The sequence below is a fragment of the Streptomyces sp. NPDC019937 genome, assembly GCF_040631655.1.
In the GTDB taxonomy this organism is placed as follows: Bacteria; Actinomycetota; Actinomycetes; order Streptomycetales; family Streptomycetaceae; genus Streptomyces.
The window spans coordinates 61,625-76,406 of sequence record NZ_JBEYAL010000031.1 but is presented as its reverse complement, the minus strand read 5'-3'; the positions used below and the strand labels follow the sequence as shown (position 1 = coordinate 76,406).

Sequence of the window (14,782 nt, the reverse complement as noted above, 5' to 3'; positions counted from 1 at the left end):
CGTCCCGGAGGGAGCCATGTCACACTGCGGCCATGCGACGCCTGTTCCCCTTGCCCGCCTCGCCCACCGAACCGTCCCCCCGGCCCCCGGCCGCCGCGGATCCCGTCCGGGACCGCGAGTGGGGGCTCGACGAGCTGGCCGACGCGTACGCCTATCCGGAGCGGCCGCAGAGCGCGTCGGGGGCCTATCTGCGGGCCAACATGGTGTCCTCGCTGGACGGCGCGGCGCACCACGACGGCCGGTCGAAGCCGCTGTCGTCCGAGACCGACATGCGGATCTTCGGGATGCTGCGCGGCCTCGCCGACGCGGTGGTGGTCGGTGCCGGGACCGTGCGCAAGGAGGGCTACCGGCCCGCCCGCGCCCGGGAGGCGTTCTCGACGCGGCGGGCGGCGCTCGGCCAGCCCCCGGCGCCCGCGATCGCCGTGGTCAGCGCGAGCCTGGAGCTGGATTTCTCGCTGCCGCTGTTCACCGAGCCCCTGGTGCCGACCGTGGTGATCACCGGCGCCCAGGCCGCGGAGGACCGGGTCGCGGCGGCGAAGGCGGCCGGGGCCCAGGTGGTGCGCGCGGGGGCCGGGCCCTCGGGGCGGGTCGACGTGGCGGCGGTGCCGACGGCCCTCGCCGAGCTGGGCTACACCCGGCTGCTGACCGAGGGCGGCCCCAGGCTGCTGGCGCAGTTCGCGACCGCCGGGGTGCTGGACGAGCTGTGCCTGGCGGTGGCCCCGCTGATGGTCGCGGGCGACGCGGCACGGATCGCGAACGGGCCCCTGGCCGCGGAACCGGAACGGTTCGCTCTCGCTTCCGTGCTGGAGGACGCCGGTTTCCTTTTCACCCGCTACTGTCGGATTTACCCATAGTTTTACGCTAAACGGACCCTGTTCCCCCTGTTTTCCACCGCTTCCTCGACGGAACGAGAAGGGCGCACGTCGTGTTCACGAGCATTTTGATGATCGAAAAGCCGCTGACCGCCGCCGACGTGGAGTTCGTCACCACCCTGCACGGCGATGACCCGGTCTCGTTCGTCGTGCTGATGCAACCCCGGGGCAGCAAGGACCGGCTGCTGCGCGCCATCGACGACATCGCCCTCGGCGAGCTGGAACAGGCCGCCCAGGAAGGCGAGGAGCCGGAGGGCAGCGAGGCGCTGGAGCCCGCCGAGCGCGCCCTGAGCCAATCGGTGGCGGCCCTGCGCGCGGCGGGCGGCGAGGCCCGCGGCCAGGTCGTGCAGCGGCGCCCCCTGGACGTCCTGCGCGGGGTGGTGGAGGAGACCGGCGCCGACGAGGTGATCGTCCTGACCGCGCCGCACTTCGTGGAGGAGTTCTTCCACCGCGACTGGGCCTCCCGGGCCCGCCACAAGGTCGGCGTCCCGGTGCTGAAGCTGTTCTCGCACACCGATGACGAGGTCGGCGAGGGGCGGACGCCCACGGGCGGCTGAGCACCGGTGGGGGAACCGTAGGGGCGCGGTCCGGCGGGGTGCGAGAATCGGGGCCGACAGAACCGAGAAGACCGCTCACTCAGGGGAGACCCGTACATGGCACCGGCCGGCATTGCCCCCGACGCGCTGGACCGTCCGCACTTCATCGGCATCGGCGGCGCCGGTATGTCGGGCGTCGCGAAGGTCCTCGTCCAGCGCGGCGCACGGGTCGCGGGCAGTGACTCCAAGGACTCCCCGATCGTGGCGGCGCTGCGCGAGCTGGGCGCGACCGTGCACCTCGGCCACGCCGCAGCGAACGTCGCGCCCGACGCCACCAGCGTCGTCGTCTCCAGCGCCATCCGCCCCGACAACCTCGAACTGGTCACCGCGCGCGAGCGCGGCATCCCCGTCGTGCACCGCTCCGACGCGCTGGCCGCCCTCATGGACGGCCACCGCCCGATCGCGGTCGCCGGTACGCACGGCAAGACGACCACGACCTCGATGCTCGCCGTCTCGCTGCGCACCCTCGGCCGCGACCCGTCGTACGTGATCGGCGGGGACCTGGACGTGCCGGGCTCCAGCGCCGAGCACGGCGGCGGCGAGATCTTCGTCGCGGAGGCCGACGAGAGCGACCGCAGCTTCCACAAGTACGCGCCCGAGGTCGCGATCATCCTCAACGTGGAGCTGGACCACCACGCCAACTACGCCTCCATGGAGGAGATCTACGACTCGTTCCGGACCTTCGTGGAGCGCGTCCGCCCCGGCGGCACCCTGGTGATCTCCGCCGACCACCCCGGGGCGCGCGAGCTGACCGGCATGGTCGCCGGCCACGAGGGTCTGCGGGTGCTCACCTACGGGGAGGCCGCCGACGCCGACGTACGGGTCCTGGACGTCGTCCCGAACGGGCTGACCAGCGAGGTCACCGTCCAGCTCGCGAAGGGCATCGACGGCGGTGACGACGACGGTGAGATCACCTTCACCGTCTCCGTGCCCGGCCGCCACTACGCGCTCAACGCCGTCGCCGCCCTCACCGCGGGCGCCGCCCTCGACGTGCCCGCCCGCGAGCTCGCCCCCGCGATCGCCTCGTACACCGGCGTCAAGCGGCGCCTCCAGCTCAAGGGCACGGCGGCCGGGGTGCAGGTCATCGACTCCTACGCGCACCACCCCACCGAGATCGCCGCCGACCTGGAGGCCATCCGCGGCGGCGCCGGGGACGGCCGGGTCCTGGTGGTCTTCCAGCCGCATCTGTTCAGCCGTACGCAGGAGCTGGGCGCCGAGATGGGCGAGGCCCTGGCGCTGGCCGACGCCTCCGTCGTCCTCGACATCTACCCGGCCCGCGAGGACCCGGTCCCGGGCATCACCAGCGCCCTGGTGATCGACGCCGCCGCCCGCCACGGCGCCGAGGTGACCGCCGAGCACGACCGGTCCGCGATCCCCAAGCTGATCGCCGGAATGGCCGAGCCCGGTGACCTTGTTCTCACCATGGGCGCGGGCGATGTCACCGACCTCGGTCCGGAGATCCTCGCCCGTCTGCAGACGCGGCGAGCCCGGAGCGCCCTGAGGAGCCCGGCGAGCCGGGAGAGCTGAGGAGGGTCCTTCCATGGCGTACGAGATCGACAAGCCGGAGGAGCAGTGGCGCGCGGAGCTGAGCCCGCAGGAGTACCACGTCCTGCGCGAGGCGGGCACCGAGCGCGCCTTCACCGGTGAATACACCGACACCAAGACGACCGGCGTCTACTCCTGCCGGGCGTGCGGCGCGGAGCTGTTCCGCTCCGAGACGAAGTTCGAGAGCCACTGCGGCTGGCCGTCCTTCTACGACCCGGCGGACTCGTCCGCGGTCGAGCTGATCGACGACCGCTCGCACGGCATGGTCCGCACCGAGGTGCGGTGCGCCCGCTGCGGCTCGCACCTCGGCCATGTCTTCGCGGGCGAGGGCTATCCGACCCCGACCGACCAGCGGTACTGCATCAACTCCATCTCGCTGCGGCTCGCCCCCCAGGAGGGCTGACCGGCCCTCAGGCCGACCTGAGCACCACGGCCGTCTCCGGCGGCAGCCGCAGCGTGCCGTCCGGGCCCGGCGGCTCGACCGGCCGCCAGGCGGCGACCACCTCGGTGACCCCGGCGGGGCTCGGCGCCAGCCGGGCGTCCGCCGGGCGGCCGTGCGGGTTGAGGACGACGCACAGCGGGCCCCGCCGAAAGGCGAAGCAGCCGCCCGGCCCGGTCGGCGCCACGGCGCACGACCAGGCGGGGTCGGTCAGGGCGGGCTCGGCGCGGCGCAGCGCGATCAGCCGCCGGTGCCAGTCCAGCAGCGCGCGGTGCGGCTCCCGGTCCGGCTCCGTCCAGTCCAGGCAGGACCGCAGCCGGGTCGCCGGGTCCTGGGGGTCCGGGATGTCCGCCTCCGCCCAGCCGTGGGCGGCGAACTCCCGGCGGCGGCCGCGCCGTACGGCCTCGGCCAGCTCCGGGTCCCGGTGGTCGGTGAAGTACTGCCAGGGCGTACTCGCCCCCCACTCCTCGCCCATGAACAGCATGGGGGTGAACGGCGCGCACAGCACGACGGCCGCCGCGCAGGCCAGCAGCCCGGGGGACAGCCGCCCGGACAGCCGGTCGCCGGTGGCCCGGTTGCCGATCTGGTCGTGGGTCTGGGCGTAGCCGAGGAGCCGGTGCGCCGGGGTGGTGGGCGGGTGCAGCGGGCTGCCGTGGCGGCGGCCGCGGAAGGCCGAGTACGTGCCGTCGTGGAAGAAGCCGCCGCTCAGCGTCTTCGCCAGGGCCCCGGGGCCCCCGGCGCCGAAGTCGGCGAAGTCGGCGTAGTAGCCCTGCCGTTCGCCGGTGAGGTACGTGTGCAGGGCGTGGTGGAAGTCGTCGTTCCACTGGGCGTGCAGACCGTGGCCGCCCGCCTCGCGCGGCGTCGTGGTGCGCGGGTCGTTCAGATCCGACTCGCCGATCAGGAACAGCGGCCGCCCGACCCGGGCCGCCAGCGCGTCCACCGCGGCGGACAGCTCGGCCAGGAAGTGCCGGGCCCGGGTGTCGTGCAGCGCGTGCACGGCGTCCAGCCGCAGCCCGTCCAGCCGGTAGTCGCGCAGCCAGGCGAGCGCGCTGCCGATGAAGTACGCGCGGACCTCGTCGGAGCCGGGCGCGTCCAGGTTGACCGCGGCGCCCCACGGGGTGTGGTGGGTGTCGGTGAAGTACGGCCCGAACTCCGGCAGGTGGTTGCCGGACGGCCCCAGGTGGTTGTGCACCACGTCCAGCACGACGCCGAGGCCGTGCCGGTGCGCGGCGGCCACGAACCGGGCCAGCCCCTCGGGCCCGCCGTACGGCTCGTGCACGGCCCATGGCGCGACCCCGTCGTACCCCCAGCCGTGCGTCCCCGGGAACGGGCACACCGGCATCAGCTCCACGTGCGTGACGCCGAGACCGGCCAGGTGCGGCAGCCGCGTCGCGGCCGCGTCGAAGGTGCCCTCCGGGGTGAACGTCCCGATGTGCAGCTCGTACAGCACCGCGCCCGGCAGCGGCCGCCCGAACCACTCCCGCTCCCACCCGAAGCGGGAGGGGTCCACCACCGCGCTCAGCCCCTCCGGCCCGTCCGGCTGGCGGCGGGAGCGCGGATCGGGCAGCGGCGGGCCGTCGTCGAGCGCGAAGCCGTAAACCGTCCCGTGCCCCGCCTCGGCCTCGGCCCGCCACCATCCGTCCCGCGCGGGATCGCGCTCCATGGGACGCGTACGGCCCTGCCCGCATCCGGCGACATGCAGCCCGACCCGCTCGGCATGCGGCGCCCACACCTCGAAGAGCACTGACCTCTCCTCACCTCGTCATGCGAACCGGGTCCGGGACCATGCTGGAGGACGGAGCACCGATCGCGCAGCAGGGCGGTACCGGCCGGTGACGGTGTCACACCAGGTCGATGCGCTCCTGGGTGACGGGATAGCCCGCCTTGGCGAAGTGCGCGGCCATCGGCCGGTTGTCCCGGTCGGTCGCGGCCGCGATCCTGGTCGCGCCGCGTTCCACCAGGTCGTGGGTGCACTCCACGAGCAGGTCGTACGCGTAGCCGTGGCCGCGCTGCCCGGCGACGACCCCGATGAAGCCGACGCACGGCCCGGCCGGATTGTGCGCGGGCACCTGGATGCCGACGACCTCCCCGCCCGGTGTCCACGCCAGCCGCCACCAGTCGCGGGGCGAAGGAAACCAGTGGAACAGCCGCAGGTTCTCGGCGACCGCGGCCTCGATGCCGCTCTCGGCGATGGTCCGCCGGTCGTGTGCGTCCAGCGTGCCCCGGTGGACGTGGCGCAGTACGTCGGCGATCACCGCGTCGTCCGGCTCCGGCCGGAACTCCAGCCGCCCCGGCCGCTCGGGCAGCCCGAGGGCGGGCGTCCACTCGTAGCGGTACCGCTCGACCAGGGGGTTGAGCCCGCCCGCCACGGCCGCGTCGACCCGGGCCCGCACCGCCGCGCTCTCCTCCGGCCGGTCGCGCCAGCCGGGCGGCGCCAGGAGGCTGTACTCGGCGCGCAGGGGAGCGGCGCGCAGCAGCTCCGCGGCGGCCCCGCCCTCGCCCTCGGCGAAGTCGAACCAGTCCAGCGCCACCGGAGCGGTGTCCTCCGGCCCGCCCCACCACGCGGCACGGGCCACCACCCGCTCCCCGCGCAGCGCCACCCACGACCACTCGGGCCGGTAGTCGCCGCCCTGGCCGACGGTGGCGTAGGTGTGCCCGAAACGGCCCCGGCCGACGAGCGCGGGGCCGGGCAGGGCGTGAAACAGATGCGCGTCGCTCTCGGTGAGCGCGCGGATGACCAGATCGGTCATGGTGATCCTCCCGGGTACGCGATGCGTCGGCGGACTGGTCAGGACACCGGGCGGGAGTCCGACCAGACGCTCTCGAACTCCTCCCGGTAGGTGCCGAAGAGCCCGCCGTCGCCCTCGTTCGGGTCGCGCCCCTCGCGCACCACCTCGCGCCCCCGGCCGCCGCCGCGCAGGACCAGGACGGGGGCCTCCATGCCGCGCGCCTTGCGCAGGTACGACTGGACGACCGCGAGCCCGTCCGAGCCGTCGCCGTTGACCAGGTAGGCGGTGAAACGGGGGGTCTCGTCGAAGACGTGGATCTCGAAGGCGCCCGGGTCGCGCAGGGCGGCGCGCACCCGGCGCATGTGGAGGATGTTCATCTCCACCGAGCGGCTCAGTTCGCCCTTCTTCAAACCCAGCTCGCGCTCCCGGCGCCGTACCGCGCTGCTGGCGGGGTTGAGGAACAGCAGCCGGGCCCGGCAGCCGGCCTCGGCGAGGCGGACCAGGCGGCGGCCGGAGTAGTTCTGGACCAGGAGGTTGAGCCCGATGCCGACCGCGTCCAGCCGCCGGGCGCCCCCGAACAGGTCCTCGACGGGCAGCTGCCGCTGGAGCCGCACCCGGTCGGGGTGGACGCCGACCACGTCCGCGTAGCGGTCGCCGACCAGGTCCTCGACCGCGTCGATGGGCAGCCGGTCGGTGGCGGGGTTTCCGGTGCCGCTGCCGAGGATCTCCAGCAGCCGGGCCGAGGCCCGCTCGGCCTGGGCCAGCACGGTCCCGGACAGGGCGCGGTTGCGGGAGACGACGTTACGGGCGACCTCCAGCTCGTCCAGGGCCAGCTCCACCTCGCGCCGGTCGTCCAGGTAGGGCTCGAAGCACGGCCAGTGCTGGACGAGGAGTTCGCGCAGTTGGGGCAGGGTGAGGAAGCTGAGGGTGTTGTCGTCGGCCGGGTCGAGCAGATAGCCCTTGCGGCGGCTCACCTCCCGGACCGCCACGGCCCGCTGCACCCACTCCTGGCCGGCCGGTCCGGCGGCGGCGATGACCCAGTCGTCGCCGTGGACCGGTTCGTAGATCGGCCGGAGCACCGCGCCGACGACCGCGCGCAGCCGCTGTTCGACCAGATTCAGCCAGATGTAGGCCCGCCCGGCCCGGCGTGCGCGCGTCCGCACCTCGTCCCAGGCGTCCGCGCCCCAGTCCAGTTCCGCTCCGATCTCCATCGGACGCACCAGGGACACCGCACCGGGGGGTGCCTCGGTGGAGCCGTCACCCCCGGGACCTCCGTCACCAGGGGGCAGCTCCAGCCCGCCCGAGCTCACCTGTGCACCGCCTTCCGCCCCCGCTCCAACGATCACCGCAGACTACTGCTCAGGCGGGGGGCGGTGCGACACTCCGGTCGGCCCGAGGGCCAACCTTAATCTTCCGTGTGGCCGTTGTGACCGGCGAGTGCGGGAGGCGTGAGCGGGTTCATCGCGGTCACGTCGCGGGGTGCGAGTTGGAAACCCTGCCAGTGCAGCGGCATCGGTTCCTGGTCCTCGTCACGGGCGATGTGGTGGAACCCGATGTTGACCCACACGACCGGGTGGGTGAGGGTCTGGCCGTTGACCCACGTGTCGACGCTCTTACCGGCCCGGGCGCCGCAGTTCGCCAGGTTGTTGCTCGCAAACTGTTCACATTTGTTGTACTGCGTGAAGTAGACGTCGTGCTTGGTGAAGCTGCGTCCCTGGTACTTGGTGGTGTGGCCGGGCACGATCTCGTAGCTGCGCGGATGGCCGTCCTTGTTCTTGCCCGCCGTGCTCACCACCCGCCACCACCGGGACCCCGCCGCGTCGCCCGCCAGCTCCTTGGTGACCTTGGTGCGGGTGGTCTTGGTCGTGGGGATCCGGCCGGCGACGGCCGTGGTCGTGGAGTCGTACTGCTCGACTTTGCTCTTCGGCGAGCCGTCGAGGCCGAAGTTCAGCCGCCAGAAGACGTTGTGGGCGTGGCTGGTGGCGTAGTCCTTGGCGCCCTTGCCGATCGGCCAGCCGCGGCCGTCGCCCGCGTCGTAGTCCATCGGGGAGAGCGTGCCGGTGGCGCCGACCTGCATGGACATGGTGCCGTCGCCCGCGAACCGCCACTCGGTGATGTACTCGTACCAGCCGACCTGGTTGACGGTGTAGACCAGCAGGTCCTTGCCCTGGGCCTGGTAGAGCTTCTGGCCGTCGTTCATGCGGTAGGCGTGGCCGCGGGCCCGGGTGGTGGCGCACAGCCCCTTGATGTCCGGGTGGGTGGGGTCCCAGGCGTCCGGCACCCGCACGGTCTTGATGGTGCCGCCGGGGCACTCGGCCGGAGCCAGCTGCTGCAGCCCCTGGGCGAAGCCCTGTCCGGTGAGGTCGTCGTACTCGGCCTTGCCGTCGTCGTACGGGACGTGGATCTGGCCGATTTTCGCCGAGGTCAGCACCTTGATGGGACGGGCCTCGCCCTTGGGCTGGTACGAGATGTCGTCGAGCACCAGCCCGGCCTTGCTCTCGTAGTGCCAGCACATTCGCCAGACGGTGCCGCCGTCCAGGGTCTCCTGGATCTTGTACGCGGCGCTGCAGTCGGCGGCGGCCGCCGGGGCCTTGGCCGGTGCCTGCGGCGCGGCCTGTGCCGGTCCGGCGGCGACCGCCACCGAGCCGATCAGAGCCGAGGCGCCGAGGGCCGCCGCGAGCCGGGTACGGGCCCGGCCCAGCCTTCTTTCACGCATGGAGGTGTGCTCCTGTCACAAAGGGGGTGGAGGGGCGGACGCGGGTGTCCTACGAGCCCAGCCGGGCGACGGACCGGGCGCTCAGGTCGATGACCAGCTGCCGGGTGTCGATCCAGGGGCCGCCCGCCACCCTGGTGAACAGCCGCACGCAGCGGTGCTTGCCGCAGTCCCGGGTGGCGGCGGGGCCCGGGGCGTCCACGCCCGTGCGGTAGACGAAGCCGGTGACGACCAGCTGGTCGGGGCTGGTCAGCGTCTTGCCGGTGGCGTCCTTGAAGTCCTTCTTCAGCCCCTCGCCGAGCTTGTCGGCGATCAGCAGCCGGGCCGCCTCGCGCGCCTCGTCCCGGTTGGGCGGCGGCTGGACGCCGCGCTGGGTGTCGGTGTGCTCGACCTTGCCCGAGCCCAGGTCGACGGTCTTCGTCACATAGGTGTTGTCGCTGTAGTCGTAGTACGTGACGTCGGCCCGGCGGGGCGGGTCGGCGGAGCCGACCTCGTCGGGGGTCAGCTCGGCGAGGTCGGTGGAGAGCTGCTCCGGGCCCTTGCCGCCCGTGACGTCCTTGCCGCTGTCCCGGAGGCCGCGGCCGAGTGCGAGCGTCCGGGCGCGCTTCAGCTCGGCGTCGGTGAGGGGGTCCCGGCCCGTGCCGGTCTTCCGCTGGACGGGCGCGTCCTCGACGACGCCGGGCAGCTGCCGGGCCGCCTGGCCCTGCTCCGCGGCGGAACCCTGCGGTCCGCCGCCGCGCCCCTCCTTGCCGGAGGCGCTGTCCGGCAGCGTCACCCCGACCATGACCGCCGTGGCCGTGGCCGCCACGGCCACACCCGCCATCACTCTTCCCAGATGGCGATGGTTCAACTTGCGCACCGTTCTTCCCCAATCCCCCCGGCGATCCCATCCAGCTGTATGCCCCGCCATAGCGGGATATCGCATACGTCAAGGTCACTCGGTAGGACGAACCGATATGGCCGTAGGTTGCCTCCCGTTTGAGGAAGTTCCGCTGAAACGGCCGTTCTCCCAGTGAAGTTGGGAAAGGATGCGTCGTCGGTCGGTTCGGTCCGGGGCGGGCGGTGCTCGCGGCCCCGGGAGGAGAAGTGGAAGAGTCGTCGTATGCAGGTCTGGCCGGGACACGCTTATCCCCTGGGCGCCACGTACGACGGCGCCGGAACCAACTTCGCGGTGTTCTCCGAGGCCGCCACGCGCATCGAGCTGTGTCTGCTGCACGACGACGGCTCGGAGACGGCCGTCGAGCTGCGCGAGACGGACGGGTTCGTGCGCCACGCCTATCTGCCCGGCATCATGCCGGGCCAGCGCTATGGCTTCCGGGTCCACGGCCCGTACGCACCGGAGAACGGCGACCGGTGCAATTCCGCCAAGCTGCTGCTGGACCCGTACGCCAGGGCCATGAGCGGGAAGATCGACTGGGGCGAGGAGGTCTACGGCTACCACTTCCACCGGCCGGACAAGCGCAATGATCTGGACTCGGCCCCCCACACGATGGCCTCGGTCGTGGTCAACCCGTACTTCGACTGGGGCGACGACCGGCCGCCGCGCACCGACTACCACCGCACGGTCATCTACGAGGCCCATGTGAAGGGCCTGACCATGCGCCATCCGCGGCTTCCGGAGGAGCTGCGCGGCACCTACGCGGCGCTGGCCCATCCGGCGATCATCGAGCATCTGACGGAGCTGGGCGTCACCACGCTGGAGCTGATGCCCGTACACCAGTTCGTCCACGACCACCGGCTGGTCGACGAGGGCCTCGCCAACTACTGGGGCTACAACACCATCGGCTTCTTCGCCCCGCACAACGCCTACGCGTCCTGGGGCGACCGGGGACAGCAGGTGCTGGAGTTCAAGTCGGCGGTGCGGGCGCTGCACCAGGCGGGCATCGAGGTCATCCTCGACGTCGTCTACAACCACACCGCCGAGGGCAACCACCTGGGGCCGACGCTCTCCTTCCGGGGGCTGGACAACGCCTCGTACTACCGGCTGACCGATGACCGGCGGTACTACATGGACACCACCGGCACCGGAAACTCCCTGCTGATGCGCAGCCCCCACGTCCTCCAGCTGATCATGGACTCCCTGCGGTACTGGGTGACCGAGATGCGGGTGGACGGCTTCCGCTTCGATCTGGCGGCGACCCTGGCCCGTCAGTTCCACGAGGTGGACCGGCTGTCGTCGTTCTTCGACCTGGTGCAGCAGGACCCGGTGGTCAGCCAGGTGAAGCTGATCGCCGAGCCGTGGGACGTCGGCGAGGGCGGCTACCAGGTGGGGAACTTCCCGCCGCTGTGGACCGAGTGGAACGGAAAGTTCCGGGATACCGTGCGCGATCTGTGGCGCGGTGAACCCCGCACCCTGGCCGAATTCGCCTCCCGGCTCACCGGCTCCTCCGACCTCTACCAGAACGACGGCCGCCGCCCGCTCGCCTCCGTCAACTTCGTCACCTGCCACGACGGCTTCACCCTGCGCGACCTGGTGAGCTACGACGAGAAGCACAACGAGGCCAACGGGGAGTCCAACCAGGACGGCGAGAGCTACAACCGCTCCTGGAACTGCGGCGTCGAGGGCGAGACCGACGACCCCGGGGTCCGCGCCCTGCGCCGCCGTCAGATGCGCAACTTCATCGCCACCCTGATGCTCTCCCAGGGCGTGCCCATGCTCAGCCACGGCGACGAGTTCGCCCGCACCCAGGGCGGCAACAACAACGCGTACTGCCAGGACAACGAGACCTCCTGGGTGCGGTGGCCGCTGACCGGCAAGGACGCGACCGACGAGGACCGGGAGGCCCAGGAGCTGCTGCGCTTCACCCGCTCCCTGATCTGGCTGCGCCGCGACCACCCCGTCTTCCGCCGCCGCCGCTTCTTCCACGGCCGCCCGGTGGAGGGCACCCACGACGAGCTGTCCGACATCGCGTGGTTCACCCACGAGGGCGAGGAGATGCGCCAGCGCGACTGGCAGGCCGCCCACGCCAAGTCCCTCGCGGTCTTCCTCAACGGCAGCGCGATCTCCGAGCCGGGCGTGCGGGGCGAGCGCATCACCGACGACTCGTTCCTGCTGCTCTTCAACGCCCACCACGAGCCGCTGGACTTCGTCGTGCCCGTCGACCACGGCAAGCAGTGGCAGGTCATCGTGGACACGGCGGTCCCCGAGGGCGTGGAGCCCGGCAGCGGCCAGAAGGTCGCCGCGGGCGACCGGCTGACCCTGGTGGACCGCAGCCTGATGGTCCTCCAGCGCCCGGCCTGAGGCCACCGGCCGTCTCCCCGGCGAGCCGCCGCACCGGCCCGGTCGGCTTGTCATGCCGGCGAGCGCGTGCGCCCGGATGGGGGTCCGGCATCTCTTGAGCGGCCCCTTGTGGGTACGTACGTTCATATGACGGCTGACCGCACCGCGCCCACCGCCACCTACCGGCTGCAGCTCCAGCCCGGCTTCCCCTTCGCGGCCGCCGAGCGGGCCGTGCCGTATCTGGCCTCGCTCGGCGTCTCCCATCTGCATCTGTCCCCCGTGCTGGAGGCCCGCCCCGGGTCGACGCACGGCTACGACATCGTGGACCACACCGCCGTACGGGCGGAGCTGGGCGGCGAGCGGGGGCTGCGCGCCCTCGCCCGCACGGCCCGGGCGCACGGCCTGGGGCTGATCGCCGACATCGTGCCGAACCACATGGCGGTCCCCGTGCCCGAACGGCTCAACGGGCCGCTGTGGGAGGTGCTGCGGGACGGGCCCGAATCGCCTTACGCGCGGTGGTTCGACATCGACTGGGCCGAGCACGGCCGCAAGGTGCTGCTGCCCGTGCTCGGCGGGCCGCTCGGCGAGGAGTGGGAGCGGCTGCGGCCCGGGGACGACGGGGTGCTGCGCTACTACGACCACGAGTTCCCGCTGCGGCCCGGCACCGAGCGGCTGCCGCCGGCCGCACTGCTGGACGCCCAGTGGTACCGGCTCGGCTGGTGGCGGCTGGCCCGCACCGAGCTGAACTACCGCCGCTTCTTCACCATCTCCGAGCTGATCGCGGTGCGCGTCGAGGACCCGGAGGTCTTCGACGCGACCCACCGCACGCTGCTGGACCTGGTGCGCGACGGGGTGCTCGACGGGCTGCGGGTGGACCACCCGGACGGCCTCGCCGACCCCGAGGGCTATCTGCGGACGCTGGACGAGGCGGTGCGGGCCGCGACGGGCGGCGACGGCCGCTGGACCGTCGTGGAGAAGATCCTCGCCCGGGACGAACCGCTGCCCGCCCACTGGCCCGTCGCCGGAACGACCGGCTACGACGCGCTGCACCACATCGACGGCCTCTTCGTCGACCCGGACGGGCTGGAGAAGCTGACCGCCACCTACCGCTCCTTCACCGCCGCCCCGCCGGACGAGGGCGGCGACTGGGCGGCCACGGTCCGCAGCGCCGCCCGGCACGTCGTCCGCCACGAACTGGCCGCCGAGGTGGAGCGCCTGACCCGCACCGCCTCCCGGATCTGCGCCGCCTCGCCCCCGCTGCGCGACCACGCGCCCTGGGCGCTGCGCACGGCGATCCGCGCGCTGCTGGTACGGCTGCCGGTCTACCGCCCGTACGCCACGGTCGGCGCCCCGGCGGCGGAGGCGGACGCGGCGATGCTGCACCGGGCCGCGCGGGACGCCCGTACGGCCTTCACGGCCACGGCCCGCACGGTCGAGGCGGAGGCCCGGGCGGTGGACACCGTACGGGACGCGGCCCTCGGCAGGCTCGGCGACGGCCCGGACCACCGCGACTTCCTGGCCCGCTTCGCCCAGACCGCCGCCGCGCTGCGCGCCAAGTCCGTCGAGGACACCGCCTTCTACCGCTACACCCCGCTGCTCTCGGCGGCGGAGGTCGGCGGCGACCCCGGGCACCCGGCCGTCTCCCCCGAGGAGTTCCACGCCTTCGCCGCCCGCCTCTTACGGGACTGGCCCACGACCGGCACCGTGCTGTCCACCCACGACACCAAACGCAGCGCGGACGTACGGGCCCGGATCGCCGCCCTCACCGAGTCCCCGGCCCGGTGGGGCCGGCTGCTGGCGGAAGCGGCGGATCCGGCGCGGCCGCAGGCCCCCGACCCGCAGCTCGCCTGGACGGCCTGGCAGACCGCGCTCGGCCTGGGCACCGCGGACGCCCAGCGGCTCGTACCGGCGATGCTCAAGGCGGTACGGGAGGCGGGGCTGCACACGACCTGGACCGAGCAGAACGCCGCCTACGAGGACGCCGTGACGGCCTACCTGGAGGCCGCGCCGTGGGCGGCGCTGGACGCCTTCGCGTCCGACATCGCCGCCCCCGCCCGGGTCAACACGCTCGGCGCGGCCCTGCTGCACCTGACCATGCCGGGCGTGCCCGACCTGTACATGGACACCGAGCGCGCCTACCGGGCGCTGGTCGACCCGGACAACCGCCGCCCGCCCGCGCTGGACGGCCACGCCGCTGACGAGCTGTCCGCCGAGAAGCTGCTGCTCACCCGGGCCGCGCTGCGGCTGCGCCGGGACCACCCGTCGTGGTTCGGCCCCGGAAGCGACTACACCCCCCTGATCGCCGCCGGACCGGCGTCCCCCCACTGCGTGGCCTTCCTCCGTCACGACGGCACGAGCGGCGGGGGCGGTGGCGCGATCACCGTCGCCACCCGCCTCTCCCGGCGCCTGGCCGAGGCGGGCGGCTGGGACCCGCGCACCCGGCTGCCCCTGCCCCCGGGCCACTGGCGGGACCTGCTGACCGGCCGGGCGGCCGGTGGAGCGACCCCGCTGGCCGAGCTGCTGGACCGGCTCCCGGTGGCCCTCCTGGTCCGTGACTGAGGCCGGGGCGCGCGTGTTCGTGTCCTGAAGCATTTACAGTCACACCCCCGCGCGCTACGTTCACAAGGAAATTGGGAGCGCTCCCATGCCGACGGTTCCTCACCCGGTC

The 14,782-nt window shown here is 73.1% G+C and carries 11 protein-coding genes; 6 read left to right on the top strand and 5 right to left on the bottom strand.

Annotated features, from left to right (window positions below; translation table 11 throughout):
* The first annotated feature begins 32 nt into the window (after window positions 1–32).
* From ABZ562_RS28350 to msrB, 4 genes are all read left to right on the top strand, one after another.
* Window positions 33–854, top strand: coding sequence for a pyrimidine reductase family protein (locus ABZ562_RS28350; RefSeq protein WP_361484913.1), 822 nt, complete (start codon window positions 33–35; stop codon window positions 852–854).
* Window positions 855–943: 89 nt separating this feature from the next.
* The gene (locus ABZ562_RS28345; protein ID WP_361484911.1) at window positions 944–1,429 is read left to right on the top strand and encodes an indole-3-glycerol phosphate synthase; all 486 of its coding nucleotides are present in this window, start codon (window positions 944–946) and stop codon (window positions 1,427–1,429) included.
* Window positions 1,430–1,525: 96 nt separating this feature from the next.
* Entirely contained in the window at window positions 1,526–2,995 is a 1,470-nt protein-coding gene (gene murC, locus ABZ562_RS28340; RefSeq protein ID WP_361484909.1) for a UDP-N-acetylmuramate--L-alanine ligase, read from the top strand.
* A 13-nt stretch (window positions 2,996–3,008) separates the two neighbouring features.
* The gene (gene msrB / locus ABZ562_RS28335) at window positions 3,009–3,416 is read left to right on the top strand and encodes a peptide-methionine (R)-S-oxide reductase MsrB (protein WP_055549538.1); all 408 of its coding nucleotides are present in this window, start codon (window positions 3,009–3,011) and stop codon (window positions 3,414–3,416) included.
* Between the two features lie 7 nt (window positions 3,417–3,423).
* Here msrB and treZ read toward each other — a convergent pair whose 3' ends face one another.
* The 5 genes from treZ to ABZ562_RS28310 form a co-directional block, all read right to left on the bottom strand.
* A complete protein-coding gene (treZ, locus tag ABZ562_RS28330) occupies window positions 3,424–5,196 on the bottom strand; it encodes a malto-oligosyltrehalose trehalohydrolase (RefSeq protein ID WP_361484907.1) in 1,773 nt (590 codons plus the stop codon).
* Window positions 5,197–5,293: 97 nt separating this feature from the next.
* Window positions 5,294–6,202 carry a GNAT family N-acetyltransferase gene (locus ABZ562_RS28325; protein WP_361484905.1) on the bottom strand — a complete coding sequence of 303 codons (909 nt, stop codon included), beginning with the start codon at window positions 6,200–6,202 and terminating at the stop codon, window positions 5,294–5,296.
* 38 nt (window positions 6,203–6,240) lie between these two features.
* A complete protein-coding gene (locus ABZ562_RS28320; RefSeq protein WP_361484903.1) occupies window positions 6,241–7,491 on the bottom strand; it encodes an SAV2148 family HEPN domain-containing protein in 1,251 nt (416 codons plus the stop codon).
* 95 nt (window positions 7,492–7,586) lie between these two features.
* The gene (locus tag ABZ562_RS28315) at window positions 7,587–8,897 is read right to left on the bottom strand and encodes a copper amine oxidase (protein ID WP_361484901.1); all 1,311 of its coding nucleotides are present in this window, start codon (window positions 8,895–8,897) and stop codon (window positions 7,587–7,589) included.
* A 49-nt stretch (window positions 8,898–8,946) separates the two neighbouring features.
* Entirely contained in the window at window positions 8,947–9,717 is a 771-nt protein-coding gene (locus ABZ562_RS28310) for a Tat pathway signal sequence domain protein (protein ID WP_361484899.1), read from the bottom strand.
* Window positions 9,718–9,996: 279 nt separating this feature from the next.
* Here ABZ562_RS28310 and glgX point away from each other — a divergent pair, with 279 nt between their 5' ends.
* Together glgX and treY are read left to right on the top strand one after the other, a co-directional pair.
* Entirely contained in the window at window positions 9,997–12,135 is a 2,139-nt protein-coding gene (gene glgX / locus ABZ562_RS28305; RefSeq protein ID WP_361484897.1) for a glycogen debranching protein GlgX, read from the top strand.
* A 126-nt stretch (window positions 12,136–12,261) separates the two neighbouring features.
* Window positions 12,262–14,673, top strand: coding sequence for a malto-oligosyltrehalose synthase (gene treY, locus ABZ562_RS28300; RefSeq protein WP_361484895.1), 2,412 nt, complete (start codon window positions 12,262–12,264; stop codon window positions 14,671–14,673).
* Window positions 14,674–14,782: the final 109 nt, after the last annotated feature.

What these genes read in the sequence shown, in the direction of transcription:
- msrB (WP_055549538.1), top strand. Translation starts at nt 3,009, where the DNA reads ATGGCGTACGAGATCGACAAGCCGGAGGAGCAGTGGCGCGCGGAGCTG.
- ABZ562_RS28350 (WP_361484913.1), top strand. Translation starts at nt 33, where the DNA reads ATGCGACGCCTGTTCCCCTTGCCCGCCTCGCCCACCGAACCGTCCCCC.
- glgX (WP_361484897.1), top strand. Translation starts at nt 9,997, where the DNA reads ATGCAGGTCTGGCCGGGACACGCTTATCCCCTGGGCGCCACGTACGAC.
- ABZ562_RS28310 (WP_361484899.1), bottom strand. Translation starts at nt 9,717, where the DNA reads ATGGCGGGTGTGGCCGTGGCGGCCACGGCCACGGCGGTCATGGTCGGG.
- ABZ562_RS28325 (WP_361484905.1), bottom strand. Translation starts at nt 6,202, where the DNA reads ATGACCGATCTGGTCATCCGCGCGCTCACCGAGAGCGACGCGCATCTG.
- ABZ562_RS28345 (WP_361484911.1), top strand. Translation starts at nt 944, where the DNA reads ATGATCGAAAAGCCGCTGACCGCCGCCGACGTGGAGTTCGTCACCACC.
- treY (WP_361484895.1), top strand. Translation starts at nt 12,262, where the DNA reads ATGACGGCTGACCGCACCGCGCCCACCGCCACCTACCGGCTGCAGCTC.
- ABZ562_RS28315 (WP_361484901.1), bottom strand. Translation starts at nt 8,897, where the DNA reads ATGCGTGAAAGAAGGCTGGGCCGGGCCCGTACCCGGCTCGCGGCGGCC.
- murC (WP_361484909.1), top strand. Translation starts at nt 1,526, where the DNA reads ATGGCACCGGCCGGCATTGCCCCCGACGCGCTGGACCGTCCGCACTTC.